This window comes from Auritidibacter sp. NML130574 (assembly GCF_003185725.2).
Lineage (GTDB): Bacteria > Actinomycetota > Actinomycetes > Actinomycetales > Micrococcaceae > Auritidibacter > Auritidibacter ignavus.
Window position 1 is genome coordinate 2,141,310 of the sequence record NZ_CP031746.1, and the last position, 16,691, is coordinate 2,158,000.

General features: G+C 62.1%; 13 protein-coding genes. 4 read left to right on the top strand and 9 right to left on the bottom strand.

Annotated elements, in window-relative coordinates; translation table 11 throughout:
- The 5 genes from DCC27_RS09800 to DCC27_RS09820 all read right to left on the bottom strand — a co-directional run bounded on the left by DCC27_RS09800 (position 1) and on the right by DCC27_RS09820 (position 4,654).
- Entirely contained in the window at positions 1-756 is a 756-nt protein-coding gene (locus tag DCC27_RS09800; protein ID WP_110110903.1) for an ABC transporter ATP-binding protein, read from the bottom strand.
- A gap of 124 nt (positions 757-880) precedes the next feature.
- The gene (gene adhP, locus DCC27_RS09805) at positions 881-1,921 is read right to left on the bottom strand and encodes an alcohol dehydrogenase AdhP (protein ID WP_110110902.1); all 1,041 of its coding nucleotides are present in this window, start codon (positions 1,919-1,921) and stop codon (positions 881-883) included.
- A 212-nt stretch (positions 1,922-2,133) separates the two neighbouring features.
- Positions 2,134-2,442 (bottom strand): hypothetical protein, encoded by a 309-nt coding sequence (locus DCC27_RS09810; RefSeq protein WP_110110901.1) that lies wholly within the window; start codon positions 2,440-2,442, stop codon positions 2,134-2,136.
- 34 nt (positions 2,443-2,476) lie between these two features.
- Complete coding sequence (locus DCC27_RS09815) at positions 2,477-3,172, bottom strand: response regulator transcription factor (RefSeq protein ID WP_166769928.1); 696 nt, start codon at positions 3,170-3,172, stop codon at positions 2,477-2,479.
- A gap of 72 nt (positions 3,173-3,244) precedes the next feature.
- Positions 3,245-4,654: a sensor histidine kinase gene (locus DCC27_RS09820; RefSeq protein WP_110110900.1), complete on the bottom strand. Its 1,410-nt coding sequence runs from the start codon at positions 4,652-4,654 to the stop codon at positions 3,245-3,247.
- A 92-nt stretch (positions 4,655-4,746) separates the two neighbouring features.
- On the opposite strand from DCC27_RS09820, the gene DCC27_RS09825 reads away from it, so the two are divergent.
- The 4 genes from DCC27_RS09825 (at position 4,747) to DCC27_RS09840 (ending at position 8,435) form a co-directional block, all read left to right on the top strand.
- Complete coding sequence (locus DCC27_RS09825) at positions 4,747-5,616, top strand: aldo/keto reductase (protein ID WP_110110899.1); 870 nt, start codon at positions 4,747-4,749, stop codon at positions 5,614-5,616.
- Between the two features lie 129 nt (positions 5,617-5,745).
- Positions 5,746-6,681 (top strand): metal ABC transporter substrate-binding protein, encoded by a 936-nt coding sequence (locus DCC27_RS09830; protein ID WP_110098848.1) that lies wholly within the window; start codon positions 5,746-5,748, stop codon positions 6,679-6,681.
- Positions 6,678-7,508, top strand: coding sequence for a metal ABC transporter ATP-binding protein (locus DCC27_RS09835; RefSeq protein ID WP_110110898.1), 831 nt, complete (start codon positions 6,678-6,680; stop codon positions 7,506-7,508). The genes DCC27_RS09830 and DCC27_RS09835 overlap by 4 nt, the downstream gene beginning before the upstream one ends.
- A 69-nt stretch (positions 7,509-7,577) precedes the next feature.
- Entirely contained in the window at positions 7,578-8,435 is an 858-nt protein-coding gene (locus DCC27_RS09840; RefSeq protein ID WP_208392267.1) for a metal ABC transporter permease, read from the top strand.
- On the opposite strand, the gene DCC27_RS09845 is transcribed toward DCC27_RS09840, so the two are convergent.
- The 4 genes from DCC27_RS09845 to DCC27_RS09860 form a co-directional block, all read right to left on the bottom strand.
- On the bottom strand, positions 8,365-11,736 hold the full coding sequence (locus DCC27_RS09845; RefSeq protein WP_110110897.1) for an HAD-IA family hydrolase: 3,372 nt from the start codon (positions 11,734-11,736) through the stop codon (positions 8,365-8,367). The genes DCC27_RS09840 and DCC27_RS09845 overlap by 71 nt on opposite strands.
- 105 nt (positions 11,737-11,841) lie before the next feature.
- The gene (locus tag DCC27_RS09850) at positions 11,842-13,914 is read right to left on the bottom strand and encodes a TRAP transporter permease (RefSeq protein ID WP_246840088.1); all 2,073 of its coding nucleotides are present in this window, start codon (positions 13,912-13,914) and stop codon (positions 11,842-11,844) included.
- 192 nt (positions 13,915-14,106) lie between these two features.
- On the bottom strand, positions 14,107-15,150 hold the full coding sequence (locus DCC27_RS09855) for a TAXI family TRAP transporter solute-binding subunit (RefSeq protein ID WP_110100867.1): 1,044 nt from the start codon (positions 15,148-15,150) through the stop codon (positions 14,107-14,109).
- 63 nt (positions 15,151-15,213) lie between these two features.
- The gene (locus DCC27_RS09860; protein WP_168186112.1) at positions 15,214-16,563 is read right to left on the bottom strand and encodes a diaminopimelate decarboxylase; all 1,350 of its coding nucleotides are present in this window, start codon (positions 16,561-16,563) and stop codon (positions 15,214-15,216) included.
- Between the last annotated feature and the right edge of the window lie 128 nt (positions 16,564-16,691).

The following is a 16,691-nucleotide window of genomic DNA, read 5'->3' on the forward strand; positions in this document are numbered from 1 at the left end:
TTAGACCTCCCCCATCTCGGACATGGCCTGCAGCACTGATTCGGTGGTGGGCCGGTGGATCTCACCGGTGACCGCCCCGTCGGTGAGCAGAATAACCCGGTCGGCGTAGCTGGCCGCGGTGGGGTCGTGGGTGACCATGATGATGGTCTGGCCTAACTGTCGGGCCGAGTTCTGCAGGAAGGTCAACACCTCGGTTCCGGTGGCGGTATCCAATGCGCCGGTGGGCTCATCGGCGAAGATCACATCCGGGCGGGTCAGTAGCGCGCGGGCGACGGCGACGCGTTGTTGCTGGCCACCGGAGAGCTGGTGGGGTTTATGATTCAGCCGCTCGGTCAGGCCCAGTACCTCGACGATCTGGCGGAACCAGGCGCGATCTGGTGTGGTGCCGGCCAGATCGAGCGGGAGCAGAATATTTTGTTCGGCGCTCAGGGTCGGGACCAGGTTGAAGGCCTGGAAAATGAACCCGACCTTGGACCGGCGCAGGATAGTGAGTTGTTTATCGTTCAGACCGGTGATGATTTCGCCGCCTAAGGCAATTTGGCCGGAGTCGACGGTATCAAGTCCGGCCAGAGCGTGCATCAGGGTCGATTTTCCCGATCCGGAAGGCCCCATGATCGCGGTGAACTCTCCGGGGGCGAAGGAAACGGAAACGTTGTGGAGAGCGGTGACCTGCGTGTTCTCGGAGCCATAGACCTTGGAGAGGTTCTTGGCCGCCACGGCAGGATATTGATGAGTGGGTGCATGATGTTGTGTCATGCTTCTATCCTGCTCGGTCGGGCTGGCAGGCACATCGGCGCCTAGAACGATTCTGCCGACCCCGATCGCACCGGGCCTCCTCCTGCAGGAGGAGGCCAACACGAGCCGGGGTGGGGTGGTGGGGTCAGTACTCGATCACCACGCGACCGTCGATCTTACCGTGGCGCATCTCGTCAAAGATCTCATTGATCTCAGCTAACGGCCGGCGGTGGAAGGTGGGATGGATCTTGCCGGCGGCATAGAACTCCAGGGCCTCCACCATGTCCTGACGGGTGCCGACCACCGAGCCACGGATGGTCAACCCTTTCAGGACAATATCGAAGATCGGGGCCGGGAACTCACCCGGGGGAAGTCCGTGGAAGACGATCGTGCCCCCGCGACGGGCCATATTGATCGCTTGGCCGAACGCGTCGGGGTGCACCGCAGTGACCAGCACGCCGTGAGCGCCACCGATGGTCTGCTGAATCTCGATCGATGGGTCGGCCACGTTGGCGTTGACGGTCAATTCGGCGCCGTGTTGACGAGCCAGGGCGAGTTTGTCATCGGCAATATCCACCGCGGCCACGCGCATGCCCATGGCCACCGCGTACTGCACGGCAATATGGCCCAGCCCGCCGATCCCGGAGATCACGACCCATTGACCGGGTTGGACTTCGCTCCGTTTGAGCCCCTTATACACGGTGACTCCGGCGCACAGCACCGGGGCGACTTCATAGGGGTCAGCACCGGCGGGGATCATCGCCGCATAGCGCGTATCGACCAGCATGTATTCGCCGAATGAGCCATCGACGGTGTAGCCACCGTTGTCTTGCTCTTCACACAGGGTCTCCCAGCCGGTGCGGCAGTGCTCGCAGTGCCCGCACGCGCTATACAGCCAGGCGTTGCCGACCAGATCGCCGATCGAGACATTGGTGACCTGGTCTCCGAGAGCTTCGACCACGCCCACCCCTTCGTGACCGGGGATAAACGGTGGGGAGGGTTTGACTGGCCAGTCGCCTTCGGCGGCGTGTAAGTCGGTGTGGCAGACCCCGGAGGAGATCAGCTTGACCAGTGCTTGGTGGCCGGTGGGGGTGGGTACGCCGGCGTCTTTGACCGTCAGGTCATCGCCGAACTGCGTGACGACGGCGGCCTTCATGGTGGATGCAAGGGGTGTTGGGGGTGTCATGATTTCTCACAGCTCCTGTTCTGATTCGCGGTGACGTCGAACGAGCGACGTCTCGTGGCTGTGAGTCTAATCACACGAGAATGCTGAAACGTTGCCCCCAGGTTGCACGGCTAGATAGGCACTTCAGCACGGCACTGCAACACACGGTAGCAGGGCGCGTGCGGACGGTGCCGTCTCCGCTGGATCCTGTCGATCAGTCGGATCGTGTCGCGTTAGCGGGAGTTTTGGCGCGTGGCGATTGCTCGCCAGAGGCCATACCCGGCCGGAACAACGATCAGTAGCACCCCCAGAGTGAGGATCAACGGGGAGAGGTGACCGGTGACCAGCCATAACACGCCGGTGGTGATAAGCATGATGATCCCGATCAGAGCCATCAGCACTAAGCCCAGGGTTTTGGGAGAAATTCGGTGGGTTCTCGGGAGCTCTTCGGCGGCCACGTCCTCGGCGCGGGAGGGGTAAGACGGCGGGCTGGGGTGCTCAGCCGGTTGTTGAGCACGGCGAGCAGAACGGCGTGAGGACATACCGTTATTCTGCCACGGCTATCTGGTGGCTGTCTTAGTGCTGTGGCACGATACCGGCCCGGTAGGCCGCGACCACGGCCTGCACGCGGTCGCGGGCGTGCAGTTTTTGCAAGATCTTGGACACATGGGTTTTCACGGTGGTTTCAGACACGAACAGCACCTCGGCGATCTCCTGATTGGACAGCCCTTCGGCCATTTGGATCAGCACGTCGCGCTCGCGGTTGGTCAAGGTCGCTATCGCCTGATCGAGTTCCTCGTGACAGTGCGGGGTGGCCGGGGAGGGCGTGCGCAGTTCGGTGGCCAGATGGTCGAGCAACCGGCGGGTGGTGGAGGGTGCGATCACCGCGTCGCCGTGGTGCACCGAGCGGATGCCGGACAGGAGTTGGTCGGGCGGGGCATCTTTGAGCAAGAATCCAGAGGCCCCGGCGTCGATGGCCTCCAGTGCGTATTCGTCCAGATCGAAGGTGGTCAGCACCACCACGCGGATCGTCGGGTGTTCGGCTAACAGCCGGCGGGTGGCTTCGATCCCGTTGAGTCCGGGCATGCGGATGTCCATCAACAGCACATCGCAGCCGGCGATGGCCTCGGAGGTCAGGGCCTCAGTGCCGGTGGCGGCTTCGGCGGTGACAGTGAGATCGGGCTGGGAGTTGATCAGCATGCTCAGCCCGGAGCGGACCAGGTGTTGGTCGTCGATAACGCCGATGCTGATGGGTGCTGGGGGAGTGGTCATGCGGTGGCTTTCTGGCGTGGTGGGTGTGTGCGGTGGCGGTGAGGTTGGCGGGTTGCTCTCCCGGGGGCGAGGCTAGTTTTGCTCATAGGGTATCTCTGCGTGCACGCGGAACCCACTACCGTCGTGGCGAGGCCCGGCAGAGAGGATCCCCGAGTACAAATTGAGCCGTTCGCGCATCCCGATCAGCCCGTGGCCGGTGGTGGGGGTTTGGCAGGTCTCGCCCGTCTGGCAGGTCTCGCCCGTCTGGCTGGACTCGCCCGTTCCGCCGGTGTCATCGATGGTGACCGCGACCCCGGTCGGCCGCCAGCGCACCACGACCGAAGCGCGAGCATCCTCGCCGGCGTGTTTGCCGGTATTGGTCAGCGCCTCTTGCACGGTGCGGTAGATGACTAGTTCGGCACCGGCCGGCAGCGAGCGGGCCGGGGTGCCAGAACTGGTCAGCGTGACGTGTAGCCCGGTCAGCTGCACCGTGGCGATCAGATCGTCAAGGTCGGCCAGGCCGGGCTGGGGAGCGTAGTCGGTGGTCTCGGTATCGCGCAGGACTCCCAGTAGCCCGCGCATCTGATGCAGTGCATCTCGACCAGTATCGGCCACGGTGTCGAGCGTGTCGAGGGCCAGTTGGGGATTGGTGGTGCCGGCATACCGGCCGCCATCGGCTTGGGAGATGATCACCTGCAGGGAGTGGGCGATAATGTCGTGCATCTCACGGGCGATCCGGTTGCGTTCATCGGCGGCAGCCAGCGCCCGTTCCTGGGTGGCTTCGACCTCCAGCTGTCGGGCACGATCCTGTAGGCGAGAAACAGCAAGTTTGCGGGTGCGGACCAGGTCACCGAAAGCCCAGGGAGCCAGCACCAGCAAGGCACAGATCACGGTCAGCATGATCCCGGCGACCACTCGGCTCTCGAAGGTCTCGGTCCCGGGGGCCGGGTAGAGGTAGTAGTCGCCGGTGGTGGAGGTAAAGTCGAGCTGGATGGCTCGTTCCTCCGCGGTCAGCGGGGTCTGTAGTGCGGGATGATCGGCGGTGAGCACGTAGTGTTCGGGGGAGTAGATCACCCGCAACCCGTAGGCGATCGCGGCGAGCACGCCAGTGATCAGGCCGGCCAACGAGGCCCAGCGTGGGGCGTTTTTGGCCAGATTATAGACCATCATTGGGATGATCACCATCGAGGGGATCAGCATCGGGCCCAGAGCCAGTTGAATCAGTCCCAGCACGACCACGACCCCGGCGGCGAAGACCGGAGCGCGTCGACGGATCACCCAGGTGGCCATGTGCAGGGTGGCCAAAATCAACGTGTAGACCCCGATGCCCTCCAGCGGGAGGGCGGGCGGCCAGTACCACAGCTGCCAGGAGGACGGGTCCGAAACCGGCAGGACGTTGCTGGGAAATACCAGCACCAGCCAGATGAGGCCGGCGTCGATGGCATCGTAGGCCATCGGGTGGTTCGTGGAGAACCGATCGAGGATGCGCAACGGGTTCATCATCTCTACCCTAAGGCGTTCCGGCGGGGTGGGGGTACTGTGGTGAGAACGTCGGGACACCGCGTGGCGGTTGACCGCCCCGGTAGGCTCAAGACATGGTTGACAATGATCCCACACCACCCGATCACGCACCACAGCACACGACCATTCCCTGGCACCGACTCACCGATGGCGGATCGATCCCCGGGATCGGATTTGGCACGCTGGTGCAGTCTCGGCACTATCAGGCTGCCACCGAACAGGCGATTGCACACGGCTATCGGCTGATCGATACCGCGCTACGCTACGACAATGAGCGCGATGTTGGAGCCGCTGTGCGCGCCAGCGGGGTGGCCCGGCAGAATCTGGTGATCACCACCAAAATCCCGGGGCGATGTCACGGTTATGACACCGCCCGGCAGTCGATCGAAACGTCCCTGGAACGGCTCGGGCTCGACCATATCGATATTGCCTTGATCCATTGGCCACTACCGCGACTGGACCGGTATGTGGAGACCTGGCACTCGATGATCGAAATGCGCTCCCAAGGGCTGATCACCACGATTGGTGTGTCGAATTTTCTGCCCGAGCACCTATTGCGGCTGCATGCCGAGTCGGGGGTGATGCCAGAGATCAACCAGATCGAGATGCACCCGTACTTTCCGCAGGCCGACCAGCGGGCCTTCCACGCTGAGCATCATATCGTCACTGAGTCCTGGTCGCCGTTGGGGCGGGGGACTGCGATCATGCAGGAGCCGGTGATCGCCCAGATCGCTGGGGCACACGAGGTTAAGCCGGCCCAGGTGATTTTGCGCTGGCATATCCAACACGATGCGATTCCGTTGCCGGCTTCGTCTTCACCGGAGCATCAGCGGGACAATCTGGCCCTGGACTTCACGCTGGCCCCGGAAGAGATGGACCAGATCGATGGCCTGGCCCGGGGCCGGATATCGGGACAGGACCCACGCACCCACGAGGAGTTCTAGATGTTTCACGAGGTGGCGTTGTTGCAACTACGGCATACCGAACTATATGATGGGATGCGCCGCAACAACAGAGTGTGGTGTTGTGTTGAGATGACAGCACGACAGATCCCCACAGGTTAAGGGAGAAGCATGCAGAGATCACGGGTGGTCACCGCGCTGGCCGCGGGAGTCGTAGCGAGTACCGCGTTGACCGGCTGCAATCTGGACGCGCCGGGAGACCAAGCTGAGGGAGACCAGCCGGTGGTCCTGACCACGTTCACGGTGCTGGCCGATATGGCCGACAATGTGGCCGGCGAACACCTACAGGTCGAATCGATCACTAAGCCTGGTGCCGAGATTCATGGTTATGAGCCGACTCCCGGCGACGTCACGAAAGCCAGTGAGGCAGATCTGATTCTGCACAATGGACTGAATCTCGAGGTGTGGTTCGAGCAGTTCGTCGCCGATGCTGATGCCGACCACGTGGTGGTCACCGAGGGGATCGAGCCGTTGAATATTACCGAAGACGCCGGGGAAGGACTACCGAATCCGCACGCCTGGATGAGCCCGGAGCTGGCTCAGGTGTACGTGGACAATATGGCCGAGGCGTTTGGAGAACTGGATCCCGATCACGCCGAGGACTATCAGGCCAATGCGGAAGCGTATAAGGAAGAGTTACAGGATATTCAAGACGAGCTGATCGCCGAACTAGACCAGGTGCCCGAACAGCAGCGGGCTCTGGTGACCTGTGAGGGCGCGTTCTCCTATTTGGCCGCCGATGCCGGATTGACCGAGGACTACATTTGGCCGGTGAACGCCGAAGAAGAGGCGACCCCGCAGCAGATTGCTGACACCATCGAGTTTGTCTCCGACAACGATGTGCCGGCGGTGTTCTGCGAGTCCACGGTCAACGATCAAGCAATGCAACAAGTGGTGTCGGCCACCGACGCCGAGTTCGGCGGTACGCTGTATGTTGACTCACTGTCGGAACAGGACGGCCCAGTGCCGACCTACCTGGATCTGCTCCGCCATGATGCGCAGACCATCACTGCCGCGCTGACTGAGGAAGGCGAAGACGCTGCATGACCCCACCTGATGCCACACCGGACACCTCCTCTGGTTCAGGTAACTCGCCCGGCTGGACAGCACAGCCTGCGTTCGAGGTGCGCAACGTGAGCGTGCACTATGGGGAGGTGACCGCGTTGAGCGGGGTGAACCTGGTCTTGGGGGCCCGGGGGGTGACCGGTCTGGTGGGTATGAATGGCTCGGGTAAGTCCACGCTGTTCAAAACGATCATGGGGCTGATCCGGCCGACCACGGGGCGGGTGCTGATCGGCGGCGATTCCCCGCAGGTTGCGCGTAAACACGGCACGGTGGCCTATGTCCCCCAGAGCGAAGCGGTGGATTGGGCGTTTCCGATCAGCGTGCGCGAGGTGGTGATGATGGGCCGATACGGGCACATGGGTTTGACCCGACGCCCCGGACCCGATGATCACGCCGCGGTGGATGCGGCCCTGGAACAGGTGCACCTGAGTGATCTGGCTGACCGGCAAATTGGGCAACTCTCCGGCGGGCAGAAGAAGCGCGCTTTCGTGGCCCGTGGCATCGCCCAGGGGGCCGAGATCATGTTGTTGGATGAACCCTTCGCCGGAGTGGATCAGCGCAGCGAAGCCACCATGGTGGCCCTGTTGCGACAGGTAGCAGCCGAAGGGCGCACCGTGCTGGTCTCCAGCCACGATCTGCACGCGCTACCGGAGTTGGCCGATGACGCGGTGCTGTTAATGCGTCGGGTGTTATTCCACGGCCCGGTGGCTGAAGCACTCACGCCCGAAAAACTAGCCCTAGCCTTTGGGCTCCAGGATTCGGGTTCCAGGACAGCAACTCACGGGGATGAACGCGAGGGGATCAACTAGAGGGATGGATCGGTGAACCTTTTCGAATACCTCTCGGAGCTGTTGCTCGGACCGTTGCAGTACGAGTTCATGGTCAGGGCACTGATCACCACGGTGACCGCCGCGGTGGTGTGTGCGTTGTTGTCCTGCTGGCTGGTACTGATCGGCTGGTCGCTGATGGGGGACGCAGTCTCCCACGCGGTGCTACCGGGTGTGGTGATCGCCTACATTCTGGGCGCACCTTTCGCCGTAGGGGCCCTGGTCTTCGGGGTGCTGGCGGTGGTACTGATCGGGGTGGTCAACGGCACCTCGCGAGTCAAGGAAGACGCCGCGATCGGGATCGTGTTCACCACACTGTTTGCCCTGGGACTCGTGCTCATCTCGGTGACCCCGTCCCACACGGACCTGGGCCACATCATTTTCGGCAATATTCTCGGGGTCTCCCCGGCTGATCTGACGCAGATCATCATTCTGGCTGCGATCGCGCTGGCGGTGCTGTTGCTCAAACGGCGGGATCTGACGCTATACGCCTTCGATGCGGTACACGCGCATGCCATCGGACTCAACCCGCGGTTGTTGGGCGCCATCTTGCTGGGGCTATTAGCTCTGACCGCGGTGGTCGCCCTGCAGGTGGTCGGGGTGATCCTGGTGGTGGCGATGTTGATCATCCCCGGGGCGACGGCCTATCTGCTCACCAACCGGTTTTCCCGGATGCTGATCATCGCCCCGACGATATCAGCGCTCGCCTCGGTGGCGGGACTGTATGCCAGCTACTGGATCGATGTCTCCCCAGGTGGGCTGGTGGTGCTGTTACAGGGGCTGGTGTTTGCGGTGGTGTACTTCTTCGCCCCGCGCCAGGGGTTGATCACCCGCTGGGTCAGGCATCGACAAGTTCAACGCTCCACGTCTGACCCGGCGCAAGTTGCTGCTGCTGGTCCTGAACGATGACATCCAGCGGGTGCGAGGCCGCATCGAGGAGTGTTAGCTCGGCGCGTTCGTGGGTGAGCTCGACGACCAGCGGCTGGCGCTGGACCAGGAGCGAGAATTTCACACCGGGTAGCTCCTCGGGCAGCTGCGGATTCAGCCGGAGCATGTTGCCACGGGTCTCGACCCCGGCGTAGCCACGGATCACCATATCCACACTGCCGGCCATCAGGCCCAGGTGCACGCCCTCGCGGGTGGTACCGCCCTGCGTGTCGGAGAGATCAACTTCCATCCCCTCGGTGAACAGCTTCCAGGAGTTCGACCGATCGATCCGGGCCGCCACCCAGCCGTGCACCAGCCGGGAGAGTGAGGAGCCGTGCGAGGTGCGGTGCAGATAGTAGTCCACGGTGGCCTCGTGGTCCTCGGCGGTGTAGACGTAGCCCAGGCGGGAGAGCATGTCGTAGAGCTCTTCGGCCGAGAACAGGTAGGTCAGCATCAGTGTATCGGCCTGTTTGGAGAGCTTATACCGGTTGGTGGTATCACCTTCGGCCTGCAAAATCAGATCCAGCCGACCGATATTGCCATACTTGGCCCGGTAGCCCTCCCAATCAAATTCCAAGAGGTCCTGGTAACCCTCAAACTGGGCGATAATGTGTCGGCCGGAGACCTCCATGAAGGGCACGGTGAGTTTCGAGGCGACATCTTCCCAGGAGGCAACTTCTTCCACAAACAGATCCAGCCAGTTGCCGACCGGGTCGTTGCGCTTTTCCAGATAGCGCAACCACTCGATGGTGGATTGCAACACCCACGCCAGCAACATATTGGTGTAGGCGTTATTGCTCAGTCCGGATCCGGGGGTATCGGGGTAGCCGTCGTGGTACTCATCCGGTCCCATCACCCCGTGGATCGAGTACCGGTCGGTGGCGGGATCATAGCTGGTTAGCGAGACGAAGAACCGGCAGATCTCGACCAGCATTTCGGCCCCGTAGTCGGAGAGGAAGGACTCATCGTGGGTGGCCTCCAGGTAGCGCAATACCGAGTAGGCGATCGCTAGTGAGACGTGGCGTTGCCGGTGGGAATTATCCGGCATCCACATCTGCGAACGGGGGTTCCACAATTCGGTGGGGGTCTCTTCTCGGCCGTCGGAGCCGGATTGCCAGGGGTACATTGCCCCGTCGTAGCCTTCGGCGGCGGCCATGGCGCGGGCTTCACCCAGCCGGCGGTAGCGGTAGAGCAACAGCCCACGGGTGTATTCCGGCCGGCGCAGGATCAGCATCGGGTGGATGTAGAGCTCATCCCAGAACAGGTGCCCACGATAGCCCTCACCGTGTAGCCCACGGGCCGGCACCGAGGCATCGAGTTCTTCACGGTTACCGAACACGGTCTGCAGCACATGGAAGGTGTGGACGTTCAACGCCAGCTGGTGGCGCAACAGCGGCCGGTCGGAGGCCATGGTGTCCACCGGGGCGGTGCGGGTAATGTCGATGGGCCGACCGAAGTCGATCTCGACGGCAAATTTCGACCACAGCACGCCCCACATCTTCTCGTGGTAGCTGAGCAGATCGCGGAAACTTTTCACCCGGTTGATCCGTTTGCTGGAGTTGATCGCCGGGGTGGAGATCGCGTGATCACGCGAGGTGGTCATTGCCGCGATCTTTTCTAGGGAGAGTTTTTCGCCCGCGGTGACCTGCAAGTCGATCTCGTGGCCGATGGTCAGCTCATCGGCGCCGGTGATCAGATTGCGGGAGAGCTCCGGGGAGTACTCGGCGTTGTGCGCGCTGGATCCCGGTGAGCCCGGGGTGAGCCGGGTGCGGGTGGCGATGGCAACATGCACCTGAGATTGGGAGGTGACGGTTTCCAGTAGTACCGTCTCGGGGTCCAAGGTCTCGGCTGTCACCGGTTCCCAGTGACGGTTGGCCAGCTGTAGATCGTCGGTGACGTTCTGATTGGCCACCCGGCCGTTGATCCCGGAGCGGACCTGGACCCGACCGGACCAGTTTTCCGGGGTCACCTTGATCTGCATAGCGGCCAGGTTCTCCCCGGCCATGGACTGGAACTGGCGGGTGGTGACCTCGGTGATCCGCCCCGAGGCGGTGCGGTAACGGATGGTGCGACTCAGCAGCCCGCGACGCAGATCCAGATGTTGGTGGTAGTCTTCCAGGCTCAGCGACGGGTTCGTCGGGGAGAGCAGAGTGCCCTGGTCGTCGGTAATGGTCACATAGGTCCAGTCGGGCAGGTTGACCATGTGCTCGGTTTCGACCACGTGACCCTGCAGGTCGGTGGTGAGCCGGTTGAACACTCCAGCGGCGTAGGAGCCGGGGTAGTGTACCTCGGAGGCCAGGGTGCCCGGCACCGAGCCACGAGTGCCCCAATACCCATTCGCCAGGGTGCACAGGGCCTCACGGGTGCCCTCATTCTCGGGTTCGTAGCCGGTGAAGTTCAGCACCCAGCGGGAGTCCATATCGTGGGTGACGCGACGGTCGAGTTTCAGCGAGGTCAGATCGTCGGTGACGATGTGGGCGCCAGCTTCAGCCAGTCGGCCGGGATCCTGTAGCCGATCGACCCCGATCACCAGGCCGAATTCTCCGGCCGTAGCAGCGGTGACCCCGGAGACGGCGTCTTCGAGCACCACCATATCTTCGGGTTCCAGCCCCATCTCATCGGCTGCCCGTAAGAACATGGCCGGGGCGGGTTTGCCCTCGAGATCTTCGGCTAACGCGGTGTTGCCGTCGACGATGACATCGAAGTAGTCGATCACGCCACCGGCGGTGAGCACATTGGGCGCGTTGCGTGAGGAGGAGACGATCGCGGTGGGAATGCGCTCGTGGCGGAGTTTGTCGAGCACCTCGGTGGCGTCGGCGAAGACCTCCACACCGTCTAAGGCCAGCACCTGATCGAAAAAGGACTGCTTGAGCTCGGCCAGTCCTTGCACGGTGAGCTCGCCTTCGAAATCGGCAGCGGCTTCGGGCGTGATAGTTTCGGCGTCCTCACCGATGTGGGCGCGTTCGGGCACGGACAGATCGCGGGAGGCAAAAAAGTTACGCACGCCATCTTCGCGGGGCATGCCGTCGACGAACTGCAGGTAGTCGGAGTCACGATCGAATTCTCGCAACCGGTTGGGGTCGGCGATGACGACCTCGCGGTTCATCTCCAGCTGGCCGACCGCCGGCAGGGCTTGGTCAAACAGTTTCTTCCACGCTTCGGCATGAACCTGGACGGTTTTGGTGACCACCCCATCCATATCGAAGATCACGCCACGATAGTGACGCAGTCCGTGACGTCCAACAGAGGAGGTGACCTGATTCGAGGTGCTCAGTGGATGCATGATTCCATCGTAGGGTCAATCAACCCACCTGGCGGAAGAACTGCCGTGCGCCAGGTGTGTTGCGGTGCGCCGTGATGATGTTCACAGCCGGATTTGCCGGTGCGCTTAGGCGGTGACGGTGTTTTTGGTGTTCTTCCGGCGCCAGATCTGTAGCCCAGCCACGATCGCGATCACGGCGAGCCCACCCAGCGAGCTGAGCACCTCGGGGAAGATCAGCAGAATACCGCCGGCGATTAGGGCCACCGATTCCCACCAGTGAGACCGGTCGACGAAGTAGCCGGCTGTGGCTGCTGCCAGGGCGGTCATCCCGATGATCACGAACACCAGGGTACGCAGGAAGGTCAGGATCCCGTCGTCGCCCTGGAAGAGCAAAGCGGGCTCGAAGGCGAAGACGAACGGCACCATAAACCCGGCGATGGCTACGCGCAGGGCGGTAACGCCCGAGACCAGCGGGTTGGAGCCGGCAATCCCCGATGCCGCGTACGCGGCCAAACACACCGGTGGGGTGATATCGGCCAGTAGTCCGAAGTAGAACACGAATAGGTGGGCGGCCAGTACGGGCACGTCGAAGGTTTCGATCAGGATCGGGGCGGCCACCGAGGCGGTGACCACGTAGTTGGCGGTGGTAGGTAACCCCATGCCCAGCACTAGGCAGGCGATCGCGGTATAGACCAGCACCAACAGGAAGCTCCCGCCGGCCAGGGTGAGGATCCCATTGGAGATCTGACCCCCTAGCCCGGTGGCGTTAACGGTGCCGGCAACCATTCCTGCCGAAGCGCAGGCGGCGATCACCGGCAGGGCTGCCTTCGCGCCGTCTTCCAAACACAGCACGAGTTCTTTCAGGTTCATCCGGGTCGAGGCGCGCAACAACGAAATGATCAAGGTGGCTGCCAGACCCCACAGGGCCGCATTGGCCGGGGTGCGACCGGCCAGCATCAGCCCGATGATTACCGCCAACGGTAGCAACATGTCGACCTTGCGGGCCAGCAGTTTCCATGCCGGGAGATAATCGGAGTCCAGACCGCGGATCTTGTACCGCTTGGCTTCGTAGTGCACCGAGAGCATTGCGCCCAAGAAATACAGTACCGCCGGGACAATGGCGATCACGATGATGGTCTGATACGGGATCCCGGTGTATTCGGCCATGATGAACACCGCGGCACCCATGATCGGGGGCATGATCTGACCACCGGTGGAGGCGGTGGCCTCGGTCGCGGCAGCGAAGGTGGGTTTGAAGCCAATGCGTTTCATCAGCGGGATCGTGAAGGAACCGGAGGCCACGGTGTTGGCCACCGAGGAACCGGTGACAGTACCCTGCATGGCCGAGGCCACCACCGCGGCCTTGGCCGGACCGCCGGTAAACCGGCCGGTGAGTTTGGTGGCTAGCGAGTTGAAATAGGCTCCGATATCGGTCTTCAGCAGTAGCACACCAAAGAGCAGGAACAGGAACACGAAGGTCGAAGACACCTGGATCGGGGTGCCAAAGATCGACCGGGTGGTGAAGAAGGTCTGTTCGACCACATTGTCCAGCGAGGAGCCGGCGTGGTCGAACACTGGAACGAGATCGCCGCGCCAGAAGTACAGCAGGGCACAGATCGCGATGATGACAATCGGTAGACCCACGCAACGACGGGTGGCTTCCAGGATCAGGATGATACCGGCTGCGGCGACGAAGGTATCGAGGTTGGAGTAACCGAATAGTTGCACGTCGACGCTGGTGATGTAGTCGTAGCGGTAGACCAGGTACCCGAAGACGGCCAGACAGCCCAGAGCCAGGACCGTATCCACCCCCAGGGAGGTGAAGTACGCCCAGGACCGGGTGTTGGCCTTGATGCCAAGCTTTTTGTGGATCGGATACAGCAGGTAAATCATCGCCATGGCCGATCCGACGTGGATGGCACCTTGGATCAGGATGGGGCGGGAGCCAGCGAGTGCGGTATAGAGCTGGAAGATGGTCAGACAAGCGCCGACGATAAAGACCAGAATGCGCCACAGGCCCATCTCGCTGTTGAGTCGGTAGCGGGCGGCGACGTCGTGTTCGCGCAGGACCTGTTCGGCGGCCTCGGCGTTGGCCGCGGAGTCGCTCTGGCCTTGTTGCAGAGCTTCGACTTCTGCGGCGGTGAGAACAGCGGAGGGTTGCTGCTCCTGGGTGGAGGAGGGGTCAGGTTGTTGCGCCACGGCGTATCCCTTCAGACTGAAACCTGATCGTCAGTGGTGTCGACGATGTACCAAGTGCTCGAGAGCACTGCATGAGCATGAGTGATGAGGTGGGGACCGGTATCGGCCACGCCGGACCATCAACGCCAATCGCCCGGTTGCGAGAAACACGCTGGTCGTTGATGGCCCGGTGGTGAATGGTCGATGGGTGGTTTACTCTTCGTCTGCTCCGTCCTCGTCAGCGTCATCGCCACCGTCGCCGCCGTTAGCGGAGGCGCCGACCTCGTCGAAGTACTTCTGAGCACCGGGGTGAACCGGAATATCCCCCACGCCCAGCAGTCCGTCTTCAGCGTTGATCAGATCAGCCTGGGGTAAGGAAATATCATCGGCGTTTTCGTAGACAGTCTTGGTGAGCTCGTAGGCATCGTCCTCGCTGATCTGGCTGGTGGAGCCCAGCAACGCAGCGTAGACGGTCACGGTGAGCACATCGTCTTCGACGAAGTCGTAGGTGCCGGCTTCGATGGTGTAGGTCTCGAACAGTGTGTCGCCGGCGATGGCGTCAGCTTCTTCTTGATCCAGGGAGACCAGCTTCACATCATTGGTGGAAGCCAGTTCTTGCAGACTGGCCGCCGGAACACCCAGAATTTCGATGGAGGCGTCAATGTGGCCATCCTGTAGCAGGGAACGACCCTCGGTGAAACCTTCTTCATAGGCCTCATAGTCGCCCTCTTCCAGGCCGTAGGCTTCCAGGATCTCTAGGGCCACAGCGCGGGTACCGGAGCCGGGGGCACCGATGCCGACTCGCTTACCCTCCAGGTCCGAGATGGTGTCGATGCCGTTGCCTTCCAGGGTGATCACCTGAGCGGCTTCGGGGTAGAGCTGACCGATCCAGGCCACGTTCTCGATCCCGCCTTCAGCGCCCTCGAACTGGCCGGTGCCGGAAATGGCTTCCTGGGCGGTGTTGTTCTGGGAGAAGCCCAGCTGAGCAGAACCGTTGTTAATACGACCAATGTTGTCGGCGGACCCATCGGTTTCGATGGCGTCCAAGCTCAGATCGGTGTTCTGACCGATGACGTTGGCGTACTCGTTGCCCAGCGGGAAATACACGCCAGACGACGAGCCGGTGGCGAAGGTGATGTCCTGGGTATATTCGGCGTCGCCGCCACCACCGTTACCGCCTTCGTCGCCACAGGCAGTCAGCGCCAAGGCGGCCACTGCCGTGGCTGCCACCACTTTCAGCGAGGTGAATGCTTTCATGAGTTCTCTCCTATGGTGTGAGGTGAGTGGACAATTCGGAATAGTGTGAGGGGTCTTCAGTTCTCAGAGCAGTGCCGCCGGCCAGCTGTGGGCCATCGGTTGGTTCGTCCCGCCCTGATCCAAACGCAAGGGCCAGTCTGGGGAAAACAGGCTGGGGTCTTCGCGCGGTGCCCGCAGGACCGTGAACGTCTCGTGGCCGGTGACTCCGTAGACGCCGGGTTGGGCCAGGGAGTTATAGCTGAACGGGTTGGAGGGGTAGTAGGCTCCCGTATCGGGAAAGACCAGGATGTCGCCCTGTTCGACGCGGGGGAGTTGGATGCGGTGGGCAACCACATCGCCGGAGAAACAGCAGGGGCCGGCTACATCGTGTTGCTGGGTGCGCTCTGGATCACGCGGTGCCGCGGTGGGGTCGAGGACTTCGACGCGTAAGGGCCAGGCGGCGGGCATGAAAATGGTGCGGGTAGCGACCTGAGCTCCGGCGTGGGAAATCGCGATCCGGCGATCGCCGGCGTCCTTGGTGTACTCCACGAAGGAGGCGATGAAGCCGTGCTTGGCCAGAATCGAGCGACCAAATTCCGTCTTGACGGTGAACTCACCGCTGAACAGCAACGGTGCGTGTTCGGCCAGAAGATGTGCGTAATCGGTGAAGGTGGGGGTGCGCTCATCGGAACCGAAGTTCACCGGGAGCCCACCGCCAATATCGAGGGTGTGAACTTGGGTGCGACCGACCCGTTCATTGATCTCGGTGGCCAGTTCGCTCAGCAACTTGGCGCCGGTAACCATCGAGTCCAAAGACATGCCCTGAGATCCCACGTGGCAGTGCAACTGGTTCAGCCACGGGTGATCGAGATAGGCCTGGATGAGCTCCTGCCGGTTGATGCCGGTCTTCAGCGCGACACCGAACTTGGAGTAATCAGAGGCAGTGCTCATCTCTTTGATACTGCCGGCCCCGATTTGCGGATTAACGCGGAAGCCCAGCTGGGAGGTGGACTCGATCTGGTCTTTCAGCTCGCGGATGCGGTCGAACTCCTGGAAGTTGTCGATATTGATCGACACGCCCAGCTGGAGGGCGGAAGCTAGTTCGCGACGAGTTTTGGCCGGGGAATCAAACACGATCCGGCCGGGATCGATGCCGGTGGACAGTGCCACGGCCAGTTCACCGTCGGAGGCAACTTCGGTGGCCAGCCCCATCTGTACCAGGCCGGAGACCACGGTGGGAATCGAGTTGGCTTTGACCGCGAAGCAGTGAGAAACCGGCACATGGGTGGGGAAAGCGTGTAAGAGCTCATCGACGCCGGTGCGCACCGAGTCCCAGTCGATAAACGCTGCGATCGGTGCCGTATCCGGATCCAGTAGGCCCTGGTCGCGGGCCTCGGAAATGATCCGGTGGCGATCACGAGCGAGTAATGACATGGTGGTGTTTTCCTTCCCCGCGGGGTGAGTGATCAAGACATCAGTTGTTGGCAGGATATGATACAAATTACAGATCATACATCATCCTTAAAGGATGATTTATCTCTGCGTGAAGGTGGTATGAACCC